At 53.4% G+C, this 24,820-nt stretch carries 23 protein-coding genes; 16 read left to right on the top strand and 7 right to left on the bottom strand.

Going from position 1 to position 24,820, the window contains the following annotated elements; translation table 11 throughout:
* Positions 1–427 precede the first annotated feature (427 nt).
* On the top strand, positions 428–1,099 hold the full coding sequence (locus tag J2Z70_RS25135; RefSeq protein ID WP_209877726.1) for a hypothetical protein: 672 nt from the start codon (positions 428–430) through the stop codon (positions 1,097–1,099).
* A 72-nt stretch (positions 1,100–1,171) separates the two neighbouring features.
* Here J2Z70_RS25135 and J2Z70_RS25130 read toward each other — a convergent pair whose 3' ends face one another.
* On the bottom strand, positions 1,172–1,789 hold the full coding sequence (locus J2Z70_RS25130; RefSeq protein WP_036729596.1) for a nitroreductase family protein: 618 nt from the start codon (positions 1,787–1,789) through the stop codon (positions 1,172–1,174).
* Positions 1,790–2,112: 323 nt separating this feature from the next.
* Between J2Z70_RS25130 and J2Z70_RS25125 the strand changes: the two genes are divergently transcribed.
* From J2Z70_RS25125 to J2Z70_RS25075, 11 genes are all read left to right on the top strand, one after another.
* Positions 2,113–2,550 (top strand): DUF1641 domain-containing protein, encoded by a 438-nt coding sequence (locus J2Z70_RS25125; RefSeq protein ID WP_036729594.1) that lies wholly within the window; start codon positions 2,113–2,115, stop codon positions 2,548–2,550.
* A 31-nt stretch (positions 2,551–2,581) separates the two neighbouring features.
* The gene (locus J2Z70_RS25120; protein ID WP_209877724.1) at positions 2,582–3,760 is read left to right on the top strand and encodes an NAD(P)/FAD-dependent oxidoreductase; all 1,179 of its coding nucleotides are present in this window, start codon (positions 2,582–2,584) and stop codon (positions 3,758–3,760) included.
* 159 nt (positions 3,761–3,919) lie between these two features.
* A complete protein-coding gene (locus J2Z70_RS25115) occupies positions 3,920–4,549 on the top strand; it encodes an SGNH/GDSL hydrolase family protein (RefSeq protein ID WP_209877722.1) in 630 nt (209 codons plus the stop codon).
* A 96-nt stretch (positions 4,550–4,645) separates the two neighbouring features.
* Positions 4,646–5,392 carry a type I methionyl aminopeptidase gene (map, locus tag J2Z70_RS25110; protein ID WP_209877720.1) on the top strand — a complete coding sequence of 249 codons (747 nt, stop codon included), beginning with the start codon at positions 4,646–4,648 and terminating at the stop codon, positions 5,390–5,392.
* 364 nt (positions 5,393–5,756) lie between these two features.
* Complete coding sequence (locus J2Z70_RS25105) at positions 5,757–6,044, top strand: carboxymuconolactone decarboxylase family protein (protein WP_036695137.1); 288 nt, start codon at positions 5,757–5,759, stop codon at positions 6,042–6,044.
* 107 nt (positions 6,045–6,151) lie between these two features.
* Positions 6,152–6,574, top strand: coding sequence for an Rrf2 family transcriptional regulator (locus J2Z70_RS25100; protein WP_209877718.1), 423 nt, complete (start codon positions 6,152–6,154; stop codon positions 6,572–6,574).
* A 386-nt stretch (positions 6,575–6,960) separates the two neighbouring features.
* A complete protein-coding gene (locus J2Z70_RS25095) occupies positions 6,961–7,509 on the top strand; it encodes a GNAT family N-acetyltransferase (protein ID WP_209877717.1) in 549 nt (182 codons plus the stop codon).
* 30 nt (positions 7,510–7,539) lie between these two features.
* A complete protein-coding gene (locus J2Z70_RS25090) occupies positions 7,540–7,935 on the top strand; it encodes a hypothetical protein (RefSeq protein WP_209877716.1) in 396 nt (131 codons plus the stop codon).
* Positions 7,936–7,965: 30 nt separating this feature from the next.
* On the top strand, positions 7,966–8,640 hold the full coding sequence (locus tag J2Z70_RS25085; RefSeq protein WP_209877715.1) for a DUF4085 family protein: 675 nt from the start codon (positions 7,966–7,968) through the stop codon (positions 8,638–8,640).
* Between the two features lie 236 nt (positions 8,641–8,876).
* On the top strand, positions 8,877–9,743 hold the full coding sequence (locus J2Z70_RS25080; RefSeq protein ID WP_209877714.1) for a VOC family protein: 867 nt from the start codon (positions 8,877–8,879) through the stop codon (positions 9,741–9,743).
* Positions 9,744–9,923: 180 nt separating this feature from the next.
* Positions 9,924–11,954, top strand: coding sequence for a Na+/H+ antiporter (locus J2Z70_RS25075; RefSeq protein ID WP_209877713.1), 2,031 nt, complete (start codon positions 9,924–9,926; stop codon positions 11,952–11,954).
* A gap of 112 nt (positions 11,955–12,066) precedes the next feature.
* On the opposite strand, the gene J2Z70_RS25070 is transcribed toward J2Z70_RS25075, so the two are convergent.
* The 3 genes from J2Z70_RS25070 to J2Z70_RS25060 form a co-directional block, all read right to left on the bottom strand.
* Positions 12,067–12,504 (bottom strand): threonine/serine exporter family protein, encoded by a 438-nt coding sequence (locus J2Z70_RS25070; protein ID WP_036729575.1) that lies wholly within the window; start codon positions 12,502–12,504, stop codon positions 12,067–12,069.
* Positions 12,505–12,531: 27 nt separating this feature from the next.
* A complete protein-coding gene (locus tag J2Z70_RS25065) occupies positions 12,532–13,299 on the bottom strand; it encodes a threonine/serine exporter family protein (protein ID WP_209877711.1) in 768 nt (255 codons plus the stop codon).
* 150 nt (positions 13,300–13,449) lie between these two features.
* Positions 13,450–14,031, bottom strand: a complete 582-nt coding sequence (locus J2Z70_RS25060; protein WP_209877799.1) for a YitT family protein — start codon at positions 14,029–14,031, stop codon at positions 13,450–13,452.
* Positions 14,032–14,147: 116 nt separating this feature from the next.
* Between J2Z70_RS25060 and J2Z70_RS25055 the strand changes: the two genes are divergently transcribed.
* Entirely contained in the window at positions 14,148–14,363 is a 216-nt protein-coding gene (locus J2Z70_RS25055) for a hypothetical protein (protein WP_209877709.1), read from the top strand.
* Positions 14,364–14,375: 12 nt separating this feature from the next.
* Here J2Z70_RS25055 and J2Z70_RS25050 read toward each other — a convergent pair whose 3' ends face one another.
* A complete protein-coding gene (locus tag J2Z70_RS25050; protein ID WP_209877707.1) occupies positions 14,376–15,248 on the bottom strand; it encodes a helix-turn-helix transcriptional regulator in 873 nt (290 codons plus the stop codon).
* Between the two features lie 168 nt (positions 15,249–15,416).
* Here J2Z70_RS25050 and J2Z70_RS25045 point away from each other — a divergent pair, with 168 nt between their 5' ends.
* Positions 15,417–17,408, top strand: coding sequence for a glycoside hydrolase family 127 protein (locus J2Z70_RS25045; protein WP_209877705.1), 1,992 nt, complete (start codon positions 15,417–15,419; stop codon positions 17,406–17,408).
* 91 nt (positions 17,409–17,499) lie between these two features.
* Here the strand turns inward: J2Z70_RS25045 and J2Z70_RS25040 are convergent, their stop codons facing one another.
* Both J2Z70_RS25040 and J2Z70_RS25035 read right to left on the bottom strand, forming a co-directional pair.
* Complete coding sequence (locus J2Z70_RS25040) at positions 17,500–19,935, bottom strand: glycoside hydrolase family 94 protein (RefSeq protein ID WP_209877703.1); 2,436 nt, start codon at positions 19,933–19,935, stop codon at positions 17,500–17,502.
* 105 nt (positions 19,936–20,040) lie between these two features.
* Complete coding sequence (locus J2Z70_RS25035) at positions 20,041–21,096, bottom strand: LacI family DNA-binding transcriptional regulator (protein WP_036729560.1); 1,056 nt, start codon at positions 21,094–21,096, stop codon at positions 20,041–20,043.
* A gap of 232 nt (positions 21,097–21,328) precedes the next feature.
* On the opposite strand from J2Z70_RS25035, the gene J2Z70_RS25030 reads away from it, so the two are divergent.
* Together J2Z70_RS25030 and J2Z70_RS25025 are read left to right on the top strand one after the other, a co-directional pair.
* The gene (locus tag J2Z70_RS25030) at positions 21,329–23,155 is read left to right on the top strand and encodes a cache domain-containing sensor histidine kinase (RefSeq protein WP_245368506.1); all 1,827 of its coding nucleotides are present in this window, start codon (positions 21,329–21,331) and stop codon (positions 23,153–23,155) included.
* Positions 23,130–24,770 (top strand): response regulator transcription factor, encoded by a 1,641-nt coding sequence (locus J2Z70_RS25025; RefSeq protein ID WP_245368505.1) that lies wholly within the window; start codon positions 23,130–23,132, stop codon positions 24,768–24,770. Before J2Z70_RS25030 ends, J2Z70_RS25025 begins: the two co-directional genes overlap by 26 nt.
* The last annotated feature ends 50 nt before the right edge of the window (positions 24,771–24,820 follow it).

The following is a 24,820-nucleotide window of genomic DNA, read 5'->3' as shown; positions in this document are numbered from 1 at the left end:
TGGTCCGAGGTGGCAGTATATTTGCCTATCCTGCACATTCAAACTGCTCAAAACTGATCCGCTAACCACGATAGGATGGATTGTGAAGCCTGTGAGCTTTAAGAAGCTCATACCGTTTCGTGCAGGGACTCACTTCAGGCGGGAATGTCAGGATCAAAGATATAGTCTCAGTCACAAGGAGGAGCGCTGCTTAAGATTAGCTGCCGGAGATTCTGTCCTGGCTTACGTTCTTCCTGCAGTGTCTGTTTCCTTGAGCTGATACCTGAATTATACCGTCCGTGCGGGGAATAGTAAAAAGCCGAAATTTTTAAATTTGCACTCCCAGTTTGGAAAAAGGTATTGTAAGCGCTATTATTCTGCGTTTTCCTTAGAATCTGCCGAATTCAAATCCCGCTGCCTTTGCTGTATAATGAAAAGGATGGTTTCAATGCTGCGTAGACTCCGGCAGCTTTGCCTGGAGGGAGAGGATACGGAAATGGGCTTGTATGCAATGAAGCTTGAGGAACTCGGCAGCGGGCTGCTGAAGTCCTTTTTGGAGGATAATTATATATGTGCAGGCTATTCCGGTACGGGAGATCTGGAGAAGCATAGCAGAGAAGAGATCATCAGCAAGCTGGCTGCCGCCGGCTATCACGGGCAGGAGCTGGAGGGTGCAACCCATACTCTGGATACCTTCATTAATGCGATGCAGGATGGGGATTATGTGCTGATCGCCGATGAAGAATGGGTGTATCTCGGGGACCTTGGCGATTACTTCTATGATACCCGGCACAGCGGCGCAGAGGATCGTACAGCCCACCGGCGCGGTGTCACCTGGCTGAAGAGTCTGCCACTCGCTGCGGTTAATCCGGCTGTAACAGGGCTGCTTGCCTCTGACAGCAGAATAACTGCCTATTCAGGAGTGCTGCCCGCAGCCCGAATCGATCTGTGGCTGGGGAATCAGGCAGGGGATGGCGGGAATGCCGCCGGTGCCTGTCCGGTTCAAGTGGATGAAGCTACAGTAGCGCAGGCGCTGGCTGTCCTGAAGGCAGCCTTGAACAGCACGGATGTAGAGCGGCAGGAGCGTGCGGCTGTGGCGATTTTGCAGTATGCGCGGTGAGCATGGATTGAGAATACGGCAGGATGATATAGACAAGGGTCTTTCGGCATAGTAGCCGGAAGACCCTTTTTATTAGATGAATTCAACAAACTCATTAACCGGCTTGCGGTAGCCGCGCGGTCTGATCTTATGCTGGTTGTCCTTGCCGATTGTAATCAGCATCACCGGAACCATATGGTCGCCGAGACCGAGGGTAGCCTTCACAGCCTCCGGATCAAAGCCGATCATTGGGCAGGTATCCCAGCCCTTATCCTTGGCAATCAGCATGAACTGCATCGCTGACAGAGAAGCATTGCGGATCGCTTCATCCCGCTGGAACGCATCATTCCCGGTATAAGCATCGTTGATAGATTGAATGGTTTGCTCGTATGCATCCTCGCTCATCGCTCCCAGAAGCTTAAGCCCGCTATAGATTTCAGGAGCCTGCAGATAGGCATTCTTGTCACCCAGTACCACAATAACAGCCGATGCGGTGTGGATCTTGTATTGACCATACGCGTCCTTGCGGATGGCTTCCTTTACGTTGTCATCGCTGATCACCTTATAATGGGTGTGCTGAAGATTATAAGCCGAGGGAGCCAGGCGGGCCAGGGAGAACATCTCTTCGAGCTCACTCTGCGGAATGGTAACACCTTCCACGAAATTATTAGCCGATCTGCGGGACTGCACCAATTCGGAAAAAGTACTCATAAGTCATTACCTCCATCTAATATGTATGCTGCTTAGTAATAATCAATTGCTGATATTAATTAATGAACTTACATTAAGTTACTTGCTTAAGATATCACGACTCTTTGTATACGTCAATGAGGAAAAACATAATAATTTGTAAATTTAACCTGATTAAACGACTGAGTTCGATAAAACCGATGAGGAAGTGATTAAAATCACAAAAATAGGTTGCAAAGGTAAAAAGATTGTGACAATAATAACAAATAGAGTGTTATAATAGTCACATAGTTTCACCTGGATGTCATTGTGCAAGAATACGATTTGTAAAAGGAGACTTCGATATGTCAGAAACCGTTACCCAAACCCTGCCTGAACAAGAAATACCAGAAGCAGCTCTTCCCAGAGAGGATGTGCTGAAAGAGCTTTTGAAGCCGGAGGTGCAGCAATCTCTGATTCTTTTGGTAGAGCAGCTGCCGCAGATCACACAAATGGTCAGTGTATTGTCCAAATCACTAGATTTTGTGCAGTCGGTTGCCACGGATGAAGTACTTAAGAATGATACAGTCGGTGCGATTAAGGAAATGGCGGGTCCTGTGGTGGGCACTGCCAAGAATCTGGCGGCTACTGTTATTGAAGCGAAAGACCGCGCGGAGGCAAGCAGCGAAACAGTCAGCCTGTTCGGCATGATGAAGATGATCAAGGACCCGCAGGTACAGAAGGCTCTCCGGTTCATGAATGCCTATCTGCAGGTCAGCGGTGAACGTCAATCGGGCAAATAAGCCCGTAATACTTAATGATGGAGGAATTATCATGTCAAAACATATAGTGATTCTAGGTGCAGGCTACGGCGGCCTGCTTAGTGCCTTAACCATTCGTAAATATATGAGCAAAGCGGAAGCCAAAATAACAGTAGTCAATCAGTATCCGACACATCAGATTATTACGGAATTGCACCGGCTTGCAGCGGGCAGTGCGTCTGAACAGGCGGTTGCCATGCCGCTGGCGAAGCTGTTCGCCGGTAAAGATATTGATCTGAAAATCGCCAAGGTCAATTCGTTCTCCCCGGAGAACAAGCAGGTTATTCTCTCGGACGGCGTCATGCTGACCTATGATGCTCTCGTTGTCGGTCTGGGCAGCACCACCGCATACTTTGGTATTCCGGGACTTGAAGAATACAGCATGGTGCTGAAATCAGCAGCAGATGCACTGCGGATCCGCCGTCATATTGAAGACCGGATTCGTGACTACTCCAAAACCCGCAACGCAGCAGATGCAACAATTCTGATCGGCGGCGGCGGACTGACTGGCGTAGAGCTGGTAGGCGAAATTGCCGATATTCTGCCTAAGCTGACGAAGCAATATGGAGTGAATCCTGCTGAGATCAAGCTTCTGCTCGTTGAAGCGGGTCCGAAGATTCTCCCTGTCCTGCCGGATCATCTGATTGAGCGCGCTACAGCCAGCCTGGAGAAGCGCGGGGTGCAATTCCTGACGGGTCTTCCGGTTACGAAGGTGGCCGATAATAAGATTGATCTCAAGGATGGGCAGCAGATTGTGGCGAACACCTTCGTCTGGACCGGCGGGGTACAGGGCAATCCGCTGGTTGGCGAATCCGGTCTTGAAGTCAACCGCGGCCGGGCCACGGTGAATGAATTCCTGCAGTCTACTTCACACCCTGATGTATTTGTTGCCGGAGATAGCGCTGTTGTCTTCGCACCGGATGGCCGTCCTTATCCGCCAACGGCACAGATCGCCTGGCAGATGGGTGAGCTGATTGGCTACAATCTGTTCGCTTATCTTAATGACAAGCCGCAGGAAGCCTTCAGCCCGGTTAATTCCGGCACACTCGCCAGCCTCGGACGCAAAGACGGGGTAGCCATTGTCGGCGGTAACTCCACTCCGCTGAAGGGGCTGCCCGCAACGCTGATGAAGGAAGCCAGCAATATCCGTTACTTGACTCATATCCATGGCTTGTTCAGCCTGGCCTATTAAATCTCTATTCTAAGATCCCCCTGGGACTGTCATATGGCAGTCCCAGGGGGTTTTCTGTTTTAGGAATAATTTTCAATGAAAACGTGTCCGCAGGAAAGCCGATTTGCTATAATGATCATGTTTACATACTATAGATGTTTTCATAGGAGGACTTCAGGCATGCCATTTCAAAAGAACGATATCATCCTGTTCCAGGGGGATAGTATCACAGATTGTGGACGCAATTACGCCGATGCCTCATCGCTGGGTGTAGGTTACGCGCTGATGGCGGGCGCCCGGCTTGGCCTTCAGTATGCGGAGAAGAATCTTACGTTCCTGAACCGCGGAATCAGCGGCAACCGGGCGGTCGATCTGCAGGAGCGCTGGGAGAGGGATTGTCTTGCACTGAAGCCAACCTGGGTGTCTATCTATATTGGCATAAATGATACCTGGCGGTGGTATGATTCCGGGCAGGAGACTACAGCGGCTGAATTCGAGTCGTCCTACCGTGATCTGATTGAACGGACCAAGCAGCATCTGGATGCCAAGCTGGTGCTGGTGGAGCCGTTCGTATTGCCGGTGCCGGAAGACCGCAAGGGCTGGCGTCAGGATCTGGACCCCAAAATCCACGTAGTCCGTGAGCTGGCCCGTGAATACGGCGCTGTGCTGGTGCCGCTGGATGGCTTATTCGCAGCGGCATCCGTCAAGGCTGAACCTGCCTACTGGGCGGCGGACGGGGTACACCCTTCGCCTGCCGGACATGCCTTAATCGCCGATGCCTGGATGAAGGCCGTAGGTGCAATAAGCTAAGAGGTACGTTGATTTCACTCTGCGTAACAAGGCTGTTATACTTGTAGGATACATACTCAAGGTGAAGCTTTGATAACGAGAGGAATGTGAGCAGGGATGACGAGCGAGACGCTCCAGGATATGCAAGGGCTGAAAGCGGCGGGTGCAGTGGTAGGCCACACCATCGCTGAGATGAAGAAAAGTGTAGTTCCCGGAATGACGACTGCGGAGCTGGATGAGGTGGGGGCGAAGATTCTCAACCATTTTGGCGCAAAATCTGCTCCAAAGGTAACCTACAACTTCCCCGGAACGACCTGTATCAGTGTGAATGAAGAGGTAGCGCATGGAATTCCGGGACAACGTGTCATTCAGGCCGGAGATCTGATCAATATTGATGTCTCCGCCGAGCTGAACGGTTATTTTGGCGATGCCGGGGTATCGTTTCAATTGCCTCCTTATAATGAGAAGCTGATTCACCTCTGCCGGAGTACGGAAGAGACCATGATGAGCGTGATTAATCATCTCCGGGCGGGCATGAAGGTGAACGAGATCGGCCGGGTTATGGAGTCGGAAGCACGGAAGCGCGGCTATAAAGTCGTGCGTAACCTTTGCAGCCACGGCATTGGCAAAGCGTTGCATGAGAAGCCGTTTGAGATTCTGCCCTTCTATAATCCGCGTGTAACGACGGTGCTGAGAGAAGGCCAGGTCATTACCATCGAACCGTTTCTGTCCACAGGCACTGATTTCGTAGAGCAGCAGCCGGATGGCTGGACACTCAGCGTTGCCGATAATAGCCGCGTGGCCCAGTTTGAGCACACAATTGTGGTCACCAAGGGCAAGCCGATTATTTTGACTACTGCGTGAAGATATATAAGACGCACTAAAGCTATTAACAAAAAGCAAAAAGAAGTGGAGGGGAAATTTGGAACTGGAGGAGCGATAGCGTCCGCCTTTGTGTTTGGATTTCTACCGCGAGGAGCGGTTTGTATGAAGAAATCCAAACACAACAGCGGCCGGAGGGCCAAATGTTCACCGCAGCGACGACCCAGCTTTTAGTGCAGACCTTAAGTGCATCTTATATATAGGAATATTTAACAGTTGTAATGTATGCATTACGCAAGAAACCCTCATACTAAAGATGATGTTATGATATGGAATGCAAGAATCTGTTTCCAGAATCGGAGGGTTAATTAAAGTGGATAATGTACCGCAAGTCAGTCATGCTTTTATGACATTTATGAAGGAAGCGCCGGAGCAGCAAAAGGCCCTTGGCGAAATTGTGAAGAAGCTGGATGCCGCAAGCAGCCTGGATGCCAAAACCGAGGAGATTGCCTATATCTCTGTACTCGCGGCGGTTAGGCTGGAGAGCGGGCTCCCCTTTCATGTTAAGCATGCCAAAGCACTAGGCGCAACCCGTGATGAGATCATCAGCGCAGTGCTGCTGCCCCTTCCGGCAGTGGGTAATGTGGTGATTCAAGCCCTGCCGGTGGCATTGCAGGCGTATGACAGTGAATAGTGTTCTGTTGTCTGCAAACTCCTCATGGGATTGACAATTGCCCTAAATGTAACTATTATAGTTGCATCTGGCGGAAGCATTCCGGCCAGTGTGAAGGAGTGATTGACATGAACATTAGCACGCGGTTTGCGGTGGCTATTCATATTCTAACCTTAATCGACAGCAATAAAGACGGCAAAAGCACTTCCGAGTGGATCGCCGGTAGCGTGAATACGAACCCCGTAGTGATTCGCCGCCTTACGGGTATGCTGAATAAGGCAGGACTTGTGGAGGTTCGTCCCGGTGTGGCCGGAGCGAAGCTTGCCCGCAGTGCAGCTGACATTACGCTGCTGCAGATTTATAAGGCGGTGAATGCGGTGGAAGAGGACTCCCTGTTCTCTGTCCATGAGCATCCGAACCCGGAGTGTCCGGTAGGCAAGAACATTGCAGGCGCTATTGTTCCAGTGTTCTCTCTTGCACAGAAGGCGATGGAGAATGTGCTGCAGGAGGTCACCCTGGATCAGATCATACATCAGCTTCCTGTGGCTTGAGACAGGATCTGATGTACGTAAATTTAAGGAAACCTTCAGCCCCGTTTTATGTTTTTTTAAGGTTCGGGGAGTATAGTGAAGTTCTCCACCCCCCAGTGGAACCATTTGTGGAAGACCCCGCCGTGCCTCGGCAGGGTCTTTCTTTGATCCTTGCGGAATTCTGTCTATTTTCATTAAACCTTTATGTGTTTTTCATCTGGCCTTAAGCTTCGCTCAGTATAGTAGACCCATGACCCCCTTACAATAGACTTTTGGCCCTGCCGGTTACCGGCGGGGCCACTTTTTTTGATGAGCAGCTGCTTGGTGCTGACTTTACACTTCAATTTCTATCGTTTAGACTGACACATATGTGACAGGACTAGAGGAATATAAGGAGTGATCTCATTATGATTCTTTTTCAGAACGGGGACCTCAGTGTCCGCAGGCTGGAACAGGAGGATGCACCGCTGCTCGTACGATGGCTCTCGGACCCGGCAGTGCTGGAGTATTATGAAGGCCGGGACTGTCCGCATGATCTGGAACGGGTACAGACGCATTTTTATGAAAGTGAAGAAGAGGGATTATACCGTGGGATCGTGCAGTTCATGGGTCAGGATATAGGTTATATCCAGTTCTATCCTGTTGGCAGGGAAGAGCTGACGGAGTACGGCTACGCAGATTATACGGGAAAGGTCTACGGAATGGATCAGTTCATTGGTGAGCCGCAGCTATGGAGCCAGGGGATAGGTTCGCTACTGGTAGGTGGGATGGTGAAGCATCTGCTCGAAGCAGAGCAGGCAGACCTCATTGTCATGGACCCGCAGTGCTGGAATCACAGGGCACTCAGAGTCTATGAGAAAATTGGATTTGTACGCAGCAAGCTATTACCGGAGCATGAACTGCATGAAGGGGAGTGGAGGGACTGTTGGCTCCTTACTTATACTCCTGCACATTGATTCAAGCATACATATAAGGAGATTTTGTCCATGAAGAATCATTATACCATCCTGGGAGCTGCTCTGATTCTGGGCCTGTGTCTGGTTGCCGGCAGCTTCGTAATCGGAGATCGGATTAGAGCGGGCTACGAGATGCAACTGCTGACACCTGCCGGAGCGCAGACGGAACGCCAAGCTGAGGACCATCCGTTGATGACACTTGCAGAGACTGCACAGTTCCTGCGTCTGAGTGAAGATCAGGTGAAGAATATTATGAAGGCGGAGAATGCAATGTTGCGTAATGACGGACCCTTCGAGGGGACAAAGCTCCCTTATCTCAGAATAGATAACGAGTTCCTGTTCAATAAGCAGCAATTGACGGTCTGGATTCTGGCCGCTACGCAGGAGCACAGGGTATACGCGGGAGAGAAGCTGGCCGGGAATTAAGGATCGCTACAGAGTGGAGGAAGCTTCAGAATGAAATTTTTCACTATACCCTGGTATGAAGAAATGCAGGTGCGCGGGTTCATGGTCTTCCCGGAAACGGAGCAGGATTGGCAGGAGGAGGTGGCCTGGCATGTGGCGGAGGGAATCAGCTATGAGGAGCGGGCCAAGGATTTTCTGGAATATATGAAAAAAGATCTGCTGAAATATCTACCCGGGTACTTCCACGCTTCAATATATGACGGAACCATAAATTCCACTTATCCTGCGCCTGATTTCAAGGAACGGGCCTTGCAGTGGGGCGGGGAATATGATGAACGGGTGCAGGCGATCTTCAGAGAATACCGCGAAGGGTACGAAGCCATTAAGCATGAACTCCCGGAGAGCGCCGTACAGTTAGTCGAGAAGAGTCTGCATGACGCCAGAGTAATCTCCTATACTATGGCTACAGAAGGTGTGCTGGAGATGATTCTGGACTGCAGCGGGGCGATGCATTACCAATGTGAGATCAAGCTAAAGTTCAAAGGTGTGAGCGGACTACGCTTGCCTGAACCACTTGAAAAGAAATATTGGCTGTATGACGAGATTTATGCCGTGGAGCAGGGGTTTGAGCTACGGGTTCTAATGGATTCCCCGCCAAGTGAACTAAGAATTACTGCACAGGATGTATCGATAGAGCTCCTTGGGGAACCAAAGTATATGGAATGAATGCTTCGGAGTCTGGCCTGTCGGCTGGGCTTTTTTGTTGGACATGATGTGTATTGTAAAAGTAATTGACAAACATATAGATCGCTACTATACTTAAGTAAGTTAATGTGTAACGGAAATTGAAATTACCTTTGCATGGACATGACAGGAACAGTTAACACTAACCGTTATTGTGCGCGCTTTGGTACCGGGGACTTTATTTGAATTAGCCTATATTCATTTCAGGAGGGATTCCTATGACAGCAACAGCTATATTACCGCAACAACTGGAAATTGGACTTGTACAGATCCGTGTAAGTCATTTGGAGCGCTCGCTCAGCTTTTATCAGAATGTAATCGGACTGAAGATTCTGCGGCAGCAAGGGCGCGTGGTAGAGCTGACAGCGGACGGCCAGCAGGTGCTGCTGGTTCTGCGGGAGATTGAGCAGGCTCAGGTGCTGCGCCGGAACTCGGTGGCCGGACTGTACCATTTTGCGATTCTGCTGCCGGATCGGCCTTCTCTGGGACTGGTGCTGCGCAATCTGATCGATTCCGGGATATCGGTGGGCCAGGGGGATCATCTGGTGAGCGAAGCTCTATACATCGAAGACCCTGATCATAACGGAATCGAGCTGTACCGCGACCGGCCCCGTGACACCTGGAAGTATGAAGCAACAGGCAATGTGGTCATGACCACCGATCCGGTGGATGTGGACGGTCTGCTGGCTGCATCGGAGGGCCTGAGCTGGACCGGGCTGCCTGCGGGCACTGTAATGGGTCATGTTCACTTCCATGTGGGTGATCTGGCAGAGGCCAAGAAATTCTATGTGGATGCGCTTGGATTCACGGTGACCGCCCATTACGGCGATGCGGCCATGTTCATTTCGGCTGGAGGCTATCATCATCATATGGGACTGAATACCTGGGCTGGCAAGGGGGCTCCGGCGGCTCCGGCGAATGCGGCGGGCATCGATTATTTTACACTGCTGCTCCCGGACATTCAGGATGTGCATGAAGCCGCTGAACGTGTGAAGCGTGCCGGATACCGTGTGGAAGAAGAGGGCGGTATCATCACTCTAAGGGACCCGTGGAATATAGGCATACAGCTGCTAGTGAAACGCTAAAATAACAGAGCGGACAGCATCGTGTTACTATTTACTGCTAGACCAGCGGCGGAAGCCGTGAATGATAAGGCAACGGAAGGTACGGGCGGAGATTGTAATTTCCGCTGTGCCTTCCGTTTGTTGACGTTAGCCGGGTCATTGCAATAATATAATTGATTATCAGACGGGGAGATGATGGAATTGGAGACTTTTCTGGCTGTGCTGTTGATGCTTGGATTAATCGCCGTATCGAATATCTTGAACCGCTTCATTCCGTTTGTCCCGGTTCCCCTGATTCAGATCGGACTAGGAATCATTGCTGCACTAATTCCGACGGGAATACATATGCACTTCGAGCCTGAGCTGTTTTTTGTATTATTCATTGCTCCGCTGCTCTTCAATGACGGGCGGCGGACGCCACGCGGTGAGCTGTGGAACCTTAGGGCACCGATTCTGCTGCTGGCGCTGGGACTTGTATTTGTCACGGTATTTGTGGCGGGCTATGCGATTAACTGGATGATTCCCTCGATTCCGCTGGCAGCTTCCTTCGCACTGGCGGCTATTCTGTCTCCTACAGATGCGGTAGCGGTAAGCGCGCTGGCTGGACGGGTTCATCTTCCCAAAAGCATCCACCGGATTCTCGAAGGAGAATCGCTGATGAACGATGCCTCCGGCCTGGTCGCCTTTAAATTTGCGATTGCAGCCATGGTTACCGGCGTGTTCTCTCTACCTAAGGCCTCGTTTAGCTTTGTGCTGATTGCCGCAGGAGGACTGCTGCTTGGTGCAGTGCTGTCATTCCTGCTGATCCGGCTCAGCGTGTTCATCCGCAGGTTCGGTATGGAGGATGTGACCATCCATGTGCTGCTGCAGATCCTTACGCCGTTCATTATTTATCTGATCAGCGAGGAGATCGGGGTCTCGGGCATTCTGGCCGTTGTGGCAGGGGGTGTCATGTACGCCATTGAGAAGGACCGGGCCGTCTCTCCGCAATATAAGCTTCAGCTGGTATCCGCCAGTACCTGGTCAGTGCTGCTGCTGGTGCTGAACGGGCTGGTCTTCCTGATTCTCGGTGTGTCCGTTCCGGATGTGATCGAGGTGATTTACCGGGATCAGACGCTGAATAACTTCATGGTTGCCGGCTATGTTCTGGCGATCACAGCGCTGCTGATTGTGCTGCGTTTTCTGTGGGTCTATGGTTACTCCTTATGGGAGAGCAAGCGGCTGAAGGCAGAGAAGGCCCCGCTGAAGTCACAGATTATTACCTCGATCTCAGGGGTGAGGGGAGCTGTAACCCTTGCAGGTGCCTTCTCCATTCCGCTGGTGCTTGGGGACGGAGTGACGCCATTTCCGGAGCGGGATCTCATTATTGCGCTGGCGGCAGGTGTGATTCTAATGTCGCTGGTCATCGCCAGCATCTTCCTTCCGCTGCTTGCGGACAGTGAAGAGACCGTAGTTCAGAGCGCCGGAGCTGTATACGGGAATACGGAGCTGGCGGCCAGAAATGTGGTCATTGATGCCGGGATGTCGATGCTGCGCAGCCTGGTCTCTGAGAGCCCGGAGCGCTCAACACAGCCTGTGCTGCTGGAATTTACAGATAAGGTTGATAGACTATGTGCTGCAAGACCGGATCATGACCCGGCCCATGAGCAGTTCCTCCGTCTGGGTGTCGAGGCACGTAAGAGTGCGCTCGAAGCCGAACGCACGGAGTTGCGGAGGATCATGGAGAACGGGGCGCTGCCGGAGCCTGTTGCCGTGAAGATGGAGGAGCTGCTGGATCATACGGAGTCTCTGCTGTGCAAACGGCTGAATACACAGATTAAATTCTCTTTAACAGAAATTCAGCGGCTGTTCTCTGGACTGTTCTCAGGTAAGCTCAGCGGGGAAGAAGGACAGCTCGCCCTGCAGAATGCCGAAAGTGCGCGGACGGCGAAGATTGCGATGTGCCAGGCGGCAGTATCCGCCGTTAGTGCAGGAATGAGTGATGAGAACCGGCTCGCCTCACAGAAGGTCATCGACAAGTACGAACGGCTGGAATCCAGGCTGGTGCAGGGGGAAGGCTGGAGCAATGACGGCGTACTGGATGATGACAAGCTGGAGCTGAAGCTGCAGGCGATTCAGGAGCAACGGAATACTGTACAGGAGATGTATCAGAACGGGGCAATTAATCTTAAGATTGCCGGCAGGCTGCGGCGGTTCGTCGACCAGCTCGAAACCTCAATCTGGGAGGATTAGACCGTTAGAACGCCGGTGTTGCAATATATTTTACCTGATACAATATACAAAGCCCGCTTGCGCAGGGATCCGGGGTCCTTACTGCAAGCGGGCTTGTCTGTGGAATGGAGCATTACGGTTGTTTGGGCAATTTCTTGATACGCAAAAACATCTGTCCGAGCACCTCGCTTAGCACCAGACCGGCCGCAATGGCTCCGGACAGCAGGAGCGCCTGAACCCCATACTGGATGCCGAGGTTATTATCATTCTCCACGAACCTCCGCATGGCATCATACGCAAGACCGCCCGGCACAAGCGGGATGATGCCGCCGACACTGAAGATAATGACCGGCATCTTGAAGGAACGCGCAAAAAACTGGCTGATCAGTCCGATCACAACGGTAGCACCAAAGGTTGCGACGACAGTATCGGAACTGTAATCCAGCAGCAGGTACAGCATCCAGCCGATCATTCCGGCGAAGCCGCATTGCAGCAGCGCGCGCACCGGTGCATTGAATAGAATGCAGAAGGTTGAGGCAGCGATGAAACTGGTGATCAATTGCAAAATCATGGCAGGACGACCTCTTTCAAGTGGGTGTTAAAAAATGGACAGGACCAGCCCGATGCCAGTCCCGATGGCGAACGCAGTCAGAAAGGCGTCGGCCCCTTTGGAGATGCCGGATACCAGATGCCCGGCCATCAGGTCACGGACCGCATTGGTGATGAGCAGCCCCGGTACGAGCGGCATTACACAGCCGATAATAATCTTGTCCATCTCCCGTCCCACACCGAGCTTGACGGAGAAGAAGGCCAGCAGACCGATAATGAAGGAAGCAATGAATTCCGCGAAGAAGCGAAACTGCACCAGACGGTGAAGATAAGTGGCCGCTGCGAAGCCTGTACCGGAGATCAGCAGCGACGGCAGAGCATCCTGCAGGCTGCCCTTGAACATGACCGTGAAGCAGGCTCCGGTCAAGGCTGCCGCTGCGATCTGTACCCATACCGGGTAAGCATGCGCCGCATCATCGACGATGCCCAGACGCTCCCGCGCTTCTGCGGCTGTCAGCTGGCGTTCGGTCAGCCGCCTGGAGATGTCATTGACCTCGGATACCTTTTGCAGGTCTGTCGTCCGTTCGGCGATCCGGAACAGCTTCACCGGCTCCGTCCGGCTGGTGGTAAACATAATGACCGTCGGCGTGACATAGCTATGCGCACCGGGGAAGCCTAGTGCCGCCGCCATCCGGCTCATGGTATCCTCCACACGGTAGGTCTCTGCACCGCTCTGCAGCATGATCTTGCCTGCCAGCAGGCACAGATCGACAATGTCATGTATGGAAGTGTTGCTATTCGTGCTTGTACTATCCAACTTCGCTGATCCTCCCCGGGAATGTTATCTATTCGATTGTCGCCTGAAAGTCTGAAAATTTCAACCTTTATTCCATAGCATCCGGCAAATTCCGGGTTTTTATCAGAAATAGCGCAGAAATCATGCTCCGGGCGGGATGATATATACCGTCTATTCTTCCAGCGTGCATAATCCCGTAGCGACCCCTCCTGAAACAATCGTCAGAATTGAATGGAAAAAGGTCTCCTTGGAGATCAGAATTCCGCCAGCGCCGATGATCAGGAAGTCCGTCAGGAAGATAATCAGGCCGACATTCAGCGGCAGGTAGTGTTGGATGAATCTGGCCAGCAGGTCGGTTCCGCCTGTGCTGGCTTTGAACCGCAGCATCAGCCCGAGTCCGGTGCCCATCAGGAAGCCGCCGATAATGGCGCTTGAGATGGAGCCCAGCTCAATATAGTACAGGAAGTAATACTGAAGCGGAAAGAGCAGCTCGATCAGCAGGGAGGAAGCCAGCAGACCCAGAATGCTATTGTAGAAGATCTCCCGTTGCCGGAACCAGGCCAGCAGGAAGATAGGCAGACTGCATAGCATAATGCACAGTCCGATTTTGGTGCCGGAGATATAATTAATAATGAGGGCAATGCCGATAATTCCTCCATCGAGGATTTTATAGGGGACCAGGAAGAAGTTCGTTCCTGTTGCAATCAGCAGGCTGGCCAGCAGAATAATAATATAGCTTGGGAAGGATCGCATAGTCAACATCTCCGGAATTGAGGCATGTCTTAATCCTTATGCGCCTATCTGGAAAAAAATAGCTAAAATTTCTGCGCTGCCCGAATCAATTTACCATAAAGCAGGTGAAGTCTGAAATGGGTTATTCCTATAAAATACTGGAGACCGATATGGAGCTGCTGGCTGCTGCACTATCGGAGGTGCCGGTGGCAGTGTTGCTGAAGAGCGGACCGGAGCAGCAGCTGGAAGCGGGCCCGATCAGAGCCTACACGCCCCAGTCCGTACGGATTCGCGGGTTATCCTACTGCCGGGAATTGCACGAGTTCCGTATCCTTGCCCCGGGTTCCGCCTAAGTGCATTCATGCTCAGCGGGAATATCGCTTGCGGAAGCGCAGCGGAGAGATTCCGACCTTGCGGCTGAAGCGCCGGGAGAAGTAAGCTGTACTCTCGAAGCCGGTGCGCTCTGCGATTGCCGCGATCGGGATCTCTGTCTTAAGCAGCAGAAGCTTGGCCTGCTCCAGCCGGTAATCGGTCAGGTACTCCATGGGCGTAAGCCCGTAGACACGCTTCATGCAGCGGGCCAGGTAATTGTAGTGAAAATGCAGGGCATCCGCCAGAGAGGTATTCGTGACTTCTTCCATATAATGATTCCGCAGATAGGCCTCCGTCTGCTCGGCAATCTCGTCTGCCTGGCTTCCGGCCGTATCTTGCCGGGCCAGATCCATCGTCCGCAGCATCTCCTCGAAGATACGCTGCTGCTGCCACACGGCGCTTGAGCGCCTGCTATGGTTCAGCTGCAGCAACTGCCCTGCCTGGCCGCTCCGTGCGAAGGGGGCAGGCAGCGGTCCGAACTGGGGAATACGGATGGTATAAGGGTGGGTAAGAAACTGCCGGAAATGCGTTTCCCGGTCCGCATATACCGGCTCACCCGCTGATTCCGTCCATTCTCCCACCGTGTGAAAATGAACCCAAGTGAAGACCGTCTCTGCATCACACGGCTGCACTGAATAATGGTAGCGGTCAGGCAGCAGCAGCAGGGTATGCCCGGCGCCCACTGCCCATTCTGTATGCTCCTCTCCAATGTGCAGGCATCCCTGCTCCACGATGATCAGATCGAATTTGCCCATACGGCTGCGGTTCGGATGCTGGTCTCCGGGCAAATAGACGGTACGGCCGCATTCCAGGAAATAGGGGAAGGGCGGTGCGGCCAGATGAATATAGGAAGAATGAAGTGTCATTAGCAGCTCCTTGGAAAGGCATGTGTCCTGAATTAACATTGCTAAGCCTTATATAAAAGTTGTGTGAAATAGTACAAAAACGGAGTTGTTTATGCTTCTGTTTTTGTTATATTGTACCGTCTATAATGGCAATTAGCGAGGACGAAATGCTGAAGAGGAGATGCTACAATGAGTCAATTTGAAGGTGCAAAGGTTCGGACAACCGTTCAACCAGATCATTCTGGTCATTCGGATCAGAGTGGCCACAGTGTGTACGTTCAGGATGAATTCTGGGGCCGTTATATCCGGTTGGTGCAGGAGACAGTGATTCCTTATCAATATGAGGCGCTTCATGACCGCGTGGCCGGGGCTGAACCGAGCCATGCCATTGCCAATTTTGAAATCGCTGCCGGAAGAAGACAGGGTAAGTTCGGGGGCATGGTCTTCCAGGACAGCGATGTAGCCAAGTGGCTGGAGGCAACGGCTTATTCCCTCAGCATCCGGCGGGACCCGGAGCTGGAACGCCAGGCGGACGAGGTGATCGATCTGGTAGGAGAAGCACAGCAGGCCGACGGATACCTGAACACTTACTTCACTGTCAAGGAGCCGGGCAAGCGCTGGACGAATCTCCAGGATTGCCATGAGCTGTATTGCGCCGGACATTTCATCGAAGCTGCAGTGGCTTATTATGAAGCGACCGGTAAGGACAAGCTGCTGAGTATTATGCGCCGTATGGCCGATCATATCGACTCTGTGTTCGGAACGGAGGAAGGCAAGCTGAAGGGCTACGACGGTCATCAGGAGATTGAGCTGGCACTGGTGAAGCTGTACCGGCTGACAGGGGAAGAGAAGTATCTGAAGCTCAGCCTCTTCTTCATTGACCAGCGCGGGCAGGAGCCGAACTTCCTGCGCCAGGAATGGGAGGGCCGGGGCAGGGTTACACATTGGGGCGGCCAGACGGATCATGTCGATATGGCCTACAATCAGTCCCATATACCGGTCCGTGAGCAGACGGTAGCCGTAGGCCACTCTGTCCGCGCCGTCTATATGTATACCGCCATGGCCGACTTGGCCCGCCTGACCGGAGATGAAGCACTTCGCGAGGCGTGCCTGCGCCTGTGGAACAATATGACAGAGAGACAGATGTATATCACTGGCGGAATCGGCTCCACCCATCACGGCGAAGCATTCACCTTTGATTACGATCTGCCTAACGATACGGTCTATGCGGAGACCTGTGCTTCGATCGGGCTGATCTTTTTTGCCAGACGAATGCTGGAATTGACTCCAGATAGCCGTTATGCCGATGTGATGGAGCGTGCGCTCTATAATAATGTACTCGGCTCGATGGCGCAGGACGGCAAGCATTATTTCTACGTCAATCCGCTGGAGGTCTGGCCGCAGGCCTGCACCTGTAATCCCGGCAAACAGCATGTGAAGGCGCAGCGCCAGGGCTGGTTCGGCTGTGCCTGCTGCCCGCCGAATGTGGCGCGCCTGCTGACCTCATTGAATCAGTATATCTACACTGAACACAGCGATACGCTATATACGAATCTGTATATCGGAAGTGAGCTTAGAACCCTACTTGGAGGAACAGAGGTGAAGATCACTCAGTCCAGCAAGCTTCCATGGGAGGGCATAGTCACACTGAAGGTTGATCCTGCGGAAGCCGGGGTGTTCGGTATCGCCCTGCGTATTCCATCGTGGAGCGGAAAGGTCCGGATCAGCGTCAATGGCGGGCTCCTTCCAGCACTTGATGCTTTGGAGCAGGGCTATGCGGTAATCCGCAGGGAGTGGCAGCCCGGTGACATCGTGGAGCTGATGCTCCCAATGGAAGCGCACCGTGTATACGCCCACCCGGAACTGCGGGCTAATGCCGGGAAGACGGCTATTCAGTACGGGCCGCTGGTCTATTGTCTGGAATCTGCGGATAACGGCGAGCCGCTAAGCTCAATATCTCTAAGCAAGGAGGGCAGGCTCAAGGAGGCTTACGATGAAGAGCTGCTTGGCGGAGCTGTAGTAATCCGGGCGGAGGGCTACAGGGTGGAGGAGCAGAGCTGGAGTGGCGGACTCTACGGCAGCACCAGGGCGGCAGTACAGCCGGTGGAAGTAACGGCAATTCCGTACTATCTGTGGGGCAACCGCGGCAGCGGAGAGATGAAGGTGTGGATACCGGAGTAATTCCGGGGCCGCCTGTCCATAAACGAACAACCCGGTTGTACCGCCTAAGCGGACAACCGGGTTGTTATGCTTTTATAGGAGTGATAGATAATTAGCCGAGAGTGACTACAACCTGATGAACAGAACCGTCGCCCACAGGAGCGATAATGTTGCCTTCCACGGCAGCGCCGTCGAGGGTCAGGCTGGCTACGCCTTTAGATACATGGTTCGGATTCTGGATCGAGATCACATAAGTGTCACCACGGAAGACGCGGGTAATCTCGAAGCCGTCCCATTCTGCAGGGATACAAGGGTCAACCTTGAGCCCGGCGAAGTCAGCCTGGATACCAAGGATGGACTGTGTAATCGCTACATAGTTCCATGCAGCGGTACCTGTCAGCCAGGAGTTCTTCGCTTCGCCGTGACGTACAGCATCTTTACCGGCGATCATCTGGGAGTACACGTAAGGCTCCATCCGGTGCACTTCGCTGATGTCCTCCAGATAGGCCGGAGCGATTTTTTTGTAGATTTCAAAAGCTCTGTCGCCGTGTCCAAGGACCGTCTCCGCAATCATGATCCAAGGGTTGTTATGGCAGAAGATCCCGGCATTCTCTTTGTAGCCCGGAGGGTACGTGGAGATTTCACCCAGGTTCAGATAGTACTTGGAATACGGAGGCTGCTGCAAAACGATACCATAGTCCGTATCCAGACGTTCCTGCACGGAAGTCAGGGCGCGGGCTGCTTCACCGTTCTCTACACCGATTCCGGCCATTACGCACATGCCTTGCGGCTCAATGAAGATCTGGCCTTCCTCGTTCTCCTTGCTGCCGATCTTGTCGCCATAGTGGTCATAAGCGCGCAGGAACCAGTCGCCGTCGAAGCCGTGGGACAACGTGATGGCACTCATGTTCTCGATCTTGGCAACAGCGTCAGCGGCTACATCATCCAGTCCGCGCATCCGGCAGATCTCGGCATAGTCCGGTCCAACGAAGACGAACAGACCTGCAATGAACACGGATTCCGCTACGCCGCCTGCGATATTCTCCGTAGTCTGGAACGATTCGCCCGGTTCGGTGGAGAAGCAGTTCAGGTTCAGACAGTCATTCCAGTCCGCGCGTCCAATCAGCGGCAGGCCGTGAGGCCCGAGGTTGTTCGTGACATGCTCGAAGCTCAGCTTCAGATGCTCGAACAGGGTTGCAGTGTGATCCGGATTGCTGTCAAAAGGAACCTGCTCATCAAGGATCGAATAATCGCCGGTCTCCTTAATATAGGCTGCTGTACCCGAGATCAGCCAGAGTGGATCATCATTGAAGCCGGAGCCGACTTCATTGTTGCCCTTCTTGGTTAGCGGCTGGTACTGGTGATATGCGCTGCCGTCAGGGAACTGGGTAGCGGCGATATCGAGAATACGTTCTCTGGCGCGCTCTGGAATCTGGTGGACGAAGCCGAGCAAGTCCTGGTTGGAATCGCGGAAGCCCATACCGCGGCCAATGCCGGATTCGAAGTAGGAAGCGGAACGGGACATGTTGAAGGTAACCATACACTGGTACGGATTCCAGATGTTCACCATCCGGTTCAGCTTGTCGTCCCCGCTCTTAATCTGGTATTTGGACAGCAGGTTATCCCAGTGTGCAGCCAGAACCTCCAGGGCGGCATCCACCTGGGCATCTGTAGCGAACTGATCAATAACAGCCTGAGCCGGCTTCTTGTTGATCACGTTCAGGGCTTCCCATTTCTCATCCTCAGGGTTCTCGATGTAGCCGAGCACGAAGATGAAACTTTGAGCTTCGCCCGGCTCCAGCGTGATGTCAAGGGCGTGGGAGCCGATCGGCGACCAGCCGCTGGCGACAGAGTTAGTAGCTTCACCGGCAGCAACCGCCTGCGGAGCATCCAGGCCATTATACATGCCCACGAACGATTCGCGGTCCGTATCGAAGCCGGCAATTTCTTTATTTACAGAATAGAAGGCATAGTGGTTTCTGCGCTCGCGGTATTCTGTTTTGTGATAAATGACGGAATCCTTCACTTCTACTTCGCCGGTGCTGAGGTTACGCTGGAAGTTGGTCATATCATCATTGGCATTCCACAGGCAGAACTCGGCAAAAGAGAACAGCTTCACGGTCTTCTTCACATCGCCTGTGTTCTTAACAACCAGACGGTGGACTTCCGCATTATGGCCCATCGGTACAAAAGCAAGCTGATTCACGGAAATGCCGTTACGCTCGCCTGTAATAGAAGTGTAGCCCAGACCGTGGCGGCATTCGTAGAAGTCGAGATCCCGCTTCACTGGCATCCAGCCCGGGGTCCAGAAGTCCCCGCCATCGTACAGGTAGTAATAGCGGCCGCCGGTATCCAGCGGAATATTGTTATACCGGTAACGGGTAAGTCTTCTCATCCGCGCATCGCGGTAGAAGGTGTAGCCCCCGGCAGTATTAGAGATCAGGCCGAAAAACTGCTCGTTGCCGAGGTAGTTAATCCAAGGATAAGGTGTTTTGGGAGTGTTGATTACATACTCTTTGCGGGTGTCGTCAAAAGTTCCGAATTTCATGAGAGACAAGTCTCCTTTCGATTGTGAACGCGCGTTTACAGAGCGGAGAAAAAATTCCCTCGGGGCAAGGGATTTTTCTGGATCTGTCTGAATCTAAGTGTAGCTCTACTTCTTCGGCGGCTGACAGGAATCTCGGGTAATCAGACGCGCCGGAAAACTGATGGTGCTGAAGGTAGGCTGCTGTGAATCACACAGCTCAATGACCTTCTCGACAGCGGCTTTGGACATTTCATAAATCGGCAGACGGACGGAGGTCAACTTGGGATGAATCCGCGCAGCAAGCTGCACATCGTCGAACCCCGCAATGGAGATATCCTCCGGTACGGAAATGCCATGCTCCGAGAACGCTTCCATCGCCGAAATAGCCATATCGTCATTGGAAGAGAAGAAGGCTGTCGGCAGCGGGCCGCCGGAACTGAGCAGCTTTTTCACTTCCTGATAGGCGGTTTCCTTGAGAAAATCACCCTGAAGGACGAAGTCCTTCTGCAGGGCAAGTCCATGGCGCTTCAGCGTATTCTCGTAAGCCATGTAGCGCTCCCGCCCGGAATAAGTATTCATCCGTCCGCAGATCATGCCGATCTCCGTATGGCCGAGACCGATTAAGTACTCAATGGCTTCTACCGTACCTTCATAATCCTTGGAATTCACAATGGCGAGATGATTGCGGTCCAGATGCTCTGACATAATCTCTGAAATGTCATAATCGATCAGCACCAGCGGAGCGCTGAGACCGACCATTTCCCGTACAATCCCGATATCCTTCTGGGTGCCGACAATGATGCCGCCGTCAATCCGTTTCTGCAGGAAGGCCTGCTTGACCTTCAGGAAGTCGTCGGGAGAGTAGACGGTGTGAATCAGAACATAACAGCCGCGGGCATTCGACGTATCTACCACAGCATCGACGAACGGGGCAAAGTAATTATTCTGATAGATCCGCGTCGCATTCTCCTTCTCGTTCATGCTGATGGCAAACAGCCCGATCGTGTCGGTCTTCTTGCCGGCCAGCGCCCGGGCGAAGCTGTTCGGCTCGTACTGATGCTGTTCAATCACCTTCAGCACCTTGGCCCGGGTCTCTTCAGGGACATTGGAATAATTGTTGATCACACGGGATACGGTGCTTCGCGAAACCCCGGCTAGCTTGGCAATATCTTCGCTTCGCATAATGTACCCCCTCTAATGTAAACGCGCGTTTATGAGTTTATTGTAAAATAAACCGGGCTGGAGGTCAATCGTCCTCTGCAATATTTTTGCCTCAGAATTCGAGTGGTTTCCACTTGCCGGATTCTCCGTTCTGCGTTACAAATAAATGCAGTAAACAAAATGTACCACGGGAAAGGCAGGAACAGATCATGATACAGGCATCCGCTTTGCATTTGAGCAAGGAGAAGGAGGGATGGCTATCTTTTACTCGCTGAAAAACCGACTGATCGCATTCTTTGTTGTGCTGCTTGTCTTGTCCTTCGGCACGATGTCGCTGCTGCTGTTCAATCAGGCGCGCTCGATTATCCGCTCTTATATCGAAACGTCGGCACTGGAGAAGATGGACGAATACGGGTCCTTTATTCATATGGCGCTCCAGCAGAGCTATGACTTGTCCTCTCTGGTCTATAACAGCGATATCACCCAGAAGTGGGATGCGATACTTACCCAGCCGGCTTCCACCGAAGGGCAGCGGATGCTGGCCAGCATCAACATGAGCAAGTTCCTGACCCAGACGACGAATAATTATTCGATCGTCTCCTCGGTCAACATCTACCGCAAGGAGGGGCTGCGGGTCGGGGCCGAGAATCAGGTGGTGGCAGATAGCTCGTTTAGGCAGGAAGCGTGGTACCGCAACTTCATCGAACACAGCAATCACTGGGTTCCGGCCCATACCGATGAGGCGGAGATCAAGGGAGCTAAGCCATACGAGGTGGTGAGCCTGCTGCTGCCGATCGGGATCTTCGAGCCTTCGCTGGCGAGGAATGTGATGAAGGTCAACATCAAGGCGGATTTCCTGCTGGAGCCGCTGAACCGTATACATCTTGGTGAAAGCGGTACCATCTTCCTGCTCAACGAGCAGGGCAGTCCCATTCTGTCCCAGCAGGAGTACAGCACCCATCCGGAGGCGGCGAAGGAGGTGGAGCGGGTGCGGGCAGCACGGGACGAACAGGGGGTAGTATATCTGAAGGATAAGCAGGGAGCATCCCACATTCTGGTCTACAAAAAGCTTGCCATCACCAACTGGCTGCTGGTCGGCTTCGTCTCGGAGCAGGACCTGTACGCCAATCTGTTCAAGCTCCGCAACAGCATTATAGTGTTCGCCTCGCTGATGCTGGCGGCCGCCTTTGCGCTGGCCTACTGGATCTCAGCGGGCATTACCAAGCCGCTCTCGCGGCTGGTCTCGGCCATGCGCCATGTGCAGAAGGGCGACTTCGCCCAAGCCGAGCGGCTTACCTTGCCGGAGCGCAGAATCCAGAGTGAGGTGGACTATGCCACCGTCACCTTCCGCAATATGGTCAAGCAGCTATCGCATCTGATCCGCACCGAGTTTGAACAGAAGCTCCTGCGCCAGCAGGCTGAATACAAGGCGCTCTTGATGCAGATCAATCCGCATTTCCTGTTCAATACGCTGGAGCTGATGAGCAGCCTGGCGATCCAGCAGCGCACGAAGGAGACGGTTACGGTCATAGAATCGCTGGGCAAAATGCTCAGGTTCTCGCTGCGGATCAGCGAGGATCTGATCCCGCTGCGCGAGGAGCTGAAGGTCGTGCGCTATTACATGTCCATCCTGGAGGTCCGCTTCGGTGCGGGTCTTGATCTGCGGCTGGACGAGGAGGAGGCGCCATACGATCTGGAGATCGTCAAGTTCCTGCTGCAGCCGCTGATTGAGAATGCGGTGAAGTACAGCTTCATTCACCAGGCTAAGGCCAAGGTACGGATTACCGTCAGAGCGGACAAGGACCGGCTGGTTCTCTCCGTCGCCGACAACGGAATCGGAATGGACCCGGAGCTGCTGCGCGAGCTGAAGGATCAGGCGATGCGCCAGCAGCCGGAGCAGTTATTGCAGAGCATGACCCATCAGATTGGACTGCGCAATGTACTGGCCAGATGCCGGCTGTATTACGGAGGGCTCTTCACCCTAAGCATAGAATCAAGCAAGGAGGCGGGCGCCTGCATCACGCTGGGCCTGCCCCTTCAGAGGAGGAATGACCATGTACCGCGTATTGATCATGGATGATGAGCCGGAGATCCGCCAGGGCCTGCGGCTCAAGGCTGACTTTGCAGCGCTGGGCCTCAGTGTAACCGGAGAGGCGGGCAACGGCATGGAGGCCATGGAACGGCTGGCAAGCCAGGCGGTCGATATTGTCATTACGGATATGAACATGCCGGTGATGAACGGCGTATCGTTCCTGGACGATTGCCGCAGGCTCTACCCGGAGCTGAAGCTGGTAGTCATTACAGGCTATGAAGATTTCCATTACGCCAAGGCAGCGATCCGCAATCAGGCGAGGGACTATCTGCTCAAGCCGGTGGCCGCCGATGAGCTGACGGCCGTGCTTCAGAAGCTGAAGGACGAGCTGGATCAGGAGCGCAATGACCGTGACCGGCAGGCGGTGAATGAGTGGCGGCTGTCCCAGTACTACAAGGAGATGAAGGAGCATTTCCTGGTGCAGCTTGTCAAAGAGGAAGTGGAGCCGGTCCATGCGCTGAAGGAGCGCGCTGCGCTGTTCGAGCTGGACGGCTGGGACCTGACGGAGGTGCGGTTCGTAACGGCCGGACTCCGTGAGCGTGCGGGGGAGGCGGCGGCGGTGCCGGAGCCTGGGCACGGCAAAGGTTCAGCGCTGCCGGAGCGTACGCCGGGCAAGCTGCGGCTGCCGTTCGAGCTGCTGACCAGGGAATTCGCGGGCAGCTCCGGGGAGCGCTGCCAGGTGCTGCGGGACCCGAGCTATCCGGGGCTGGTCCACTTCATCCTCCAGGATGCGCTGACCGATATGGACCGCTTCTGTGCAGAGCTGGCGGAATGCGTCGCCGCCCATCTGGGCTTCAAGCCGGTGATCGGCTACAGCAGTAGCAAGCTTGGATTCCTCCGGTGGAAGGAAGGCTATCTGGAATCTTTGCTGGCCTGGAACCTCTCGGAGAATGCGGCCCAGCCGCCGGCCGAAGGAAGAAGCGAGCCGGGACTGGTGCTTACGGAGGAATTGACACGGACCCTGCGCAGGCTTCTGATCCAGGGGGAATGGGACGCCTTCGGGCAGAGCATCCGCCAGGAGCTGCAGCAGGCGTTCTCCCAGTCCCGCTCCTGCCTGGTGAAGCTGATCTTCCAGCTCTGCCTGCTCGTGGACGGGGCGGGTGCAGAGGCTGCAGACGTCAACATCCAGTCCCAGGAGCTATGGCTCTATCCTGAGACGGTCCACAAGCTGGATTCGGTGGACAAGGCCGGACAATTCCTGCTGGAGCGGGCGGCCTCCGTGTACCGCATGATGCAGGGGGCCGGCGATGCCGAGGATTCGATCATCCGCACAGCGACGCAATATATCGACAGCAACTACATGTATGATCTTAACCTGACCCAGCTTGCCAGACGGTTCAATTACAATTCCTCCTATTTCTCGGAGCTGTTCAAGGCCAAGGTGGGCCGGAGCTTCATGGTCTACCTGACTGACATCCGCATGGCCCAGGCGACGCATCTGCTGTTGACGACAACGCTTAACCTGTGGGATATCGCCGAGCTGACCGGCTTCTCGAATGCAAGCTACTTCAGCTCCAGGTTCAAAAAAATGTATGGAACCTCCCCGTCGGACTTCCGCCAGCATCCACCTGAAAAATTCAGTAGTCAACAGCCGAAGAAATAGCATTCAAGCAAGCAGCGTTGCTATCTATAATGAGCCTATATCCATGAAGA

This window comes from Paenibacillus silagei, assembly GCF_017874735.1.
Taxonomy (GTDB): Bacteria; Bacillota; Bacilli; order Paenibacillales; family Paenibacillaceae; genus Paenibacillus_AQ; species Paenibacillus_AQ silagei.
The sequence above is the reverse complement of the archived record's forward strand: the minus strand, read 5'-3'. Positions and strand labels throughout refer to the sequence as shown.

What these genes read in the sequence shown, in the direction of transcription:
- J2Z70_RS25050 (WP_209877707.1), bottom strand. Translation starts at nt 15,248, where the DNA reads ATGACACTTCATTCTTCCTATATTCATCTGGCCGCACCGCCCTTCCCC.
- J2Z70_RS25105 (WP_036695137.1), top strand. Translation starts at nt 5,757, where the DNA reads ATGACATTTATGAAGGAAGCGCCGGAGCAGCAAAAGGCCCTTGGCGAA.
- J2Z70_RS25125 (WP_036729594.1), top strand. Translation starts at nt 2,113, where the DNA reads ATGTCAGAAACCGTTACCCAAACCCTGCCTGAACAAGAAATACCAGAA.
- J2Z70_RS25030 (WP_245368506.1), top strand. Translation starts at nt 21,329, where the DNA reads ATGGCTATCTTTTACTCGCTGAAAAACCGACTGATCGCATTCTTTGTT.
- J2Z70_RS25090 (WP_209877716.1), top strand. Translation starts at nt 7,540, where the DNA reads ATGAAGAATCATTATACCATCCTGGGAGCTGCTCTGATTCTGGGCCTG.
- J2Z70_RS25080 (WP_209877714.1), top strand. Translation starts at nt 8,877, where the DNA reads ATGACAGCAACAGCTATATTACCGCAACAACTGGAAATTGGACTTGTA.
- J2Z70_RS25135 (WP_209877726.1), top strand. Translation starts at nt 428, where the DNA reads ATGCTGCGTAGACTCCGGCAGCTTTGCCTGGAGGGAGAGGATACGGAA.
- J2Z70_RS25055 (WP_209877709.1), top strand. Translation starts at nt 14,148, where the DNA reads ATGGGTTATTCCTATAAAATACTGGAGACCGATATGGAGCTGCTGGCT.
- map (WP_209877720.1), top strand. Translation starts at nt 4,646, where the DNA reads ATGACGAGCGAGACGCTCCAGGATATGCAAGGGCTGAAAGCGGCGGGT.
- J2Z70_RS25100 (WP_209877718.1), top strand. Translation starts at nt 6,152, where the DNA reads ATGAACATTAGCACGCGGTTTGCGGTGGCTATTCATATTCTAACCTTA.
- J2Z70_RS25060 (WP_209877799.1), bottom strand. Translation starts at nt 14,031, where the DNA reads ATGCGATCCTTCCCAAGCTATATTATTATTCTGCTGGCCAGCCTGCTG.
- J2Z70_RS25120 (WP_209877724.1), top strand. Translation starts at nt 2,582, where the DNA reads ATGTCAAAACATATAGTGATTCTAGGTGCAGGCTACGGCGGCCTGCTT.
- J2Z70_RS25035 (WP_036729560.1), bottom strand. Translation starts at nt 21,096, where the DNA reads ATGCGAAGCGAAGATATTGCCAAGCTAGCCGGGGTTTCGCGAAGCACC.
- J2Z70_RS25130 (WP_036729596.1), bottom strand. Translation starts at nt 1,789, where the DNA reads ATGAGTACTTTTTCCGAATTGGTGCAGTCCCGCAGATCGGCTAATAAT.
- J2Z70_RS25085 (WP_209877715.1), top strand. Translation starts at nt 7,966, where the DNA reads ATGAAATTTTTCACTATACCCTGGTATGAAGAAATGCAGGTGCGCGGG.
- J2Z70_RS25025 (WP_245368505.1), top strand. Translation starts at nt 23,130, where the DNA reads ATGTACCGCGTATTGATCATGGATGATGAGCCGGAGATCCGCCAGGGC.
- J2Z70_RS25095 (WP_209877717.1), top strand. Translation starts at nt 6,961, where the DNA reads ATGATTCTTTTTCAGAACGGGGACCTCAGTGTCCGCAGGCTGGAACAG.
- J2Z70_RS25040 (WP_209877703.1), bottom strand. Translation starts at nt 19,935, where the DNA reads ATGAAATTCGGAACTTTTGACGACACCCGCAAAGAGTATGTAATCAAC.
- J2Z70_RS25115 (WP_209877722.1), top strand. Translation starts at nt 3,920, where the DNA reads ATGCCATTTCAAAAGAACGATATCATCCTGTTCCAGGGGGATAGTATC.
- J2Z70_RS25070 (WP_036729575.1), bottom strand. Translation starts at nt 12,504, where the DNA reads ATGATTTTGCAATTGATCACCAGTTTCATCGCTGCCTCAACCTTCTGC.
- J2Z70_RS25045 (WP_209877705.1), top strand. Translation starts at nt 15,417, where the DNA reads ATGAGTCAATTTGAAGGTGCAAAGGTTCGGACAACCGTTCAACCAGAT.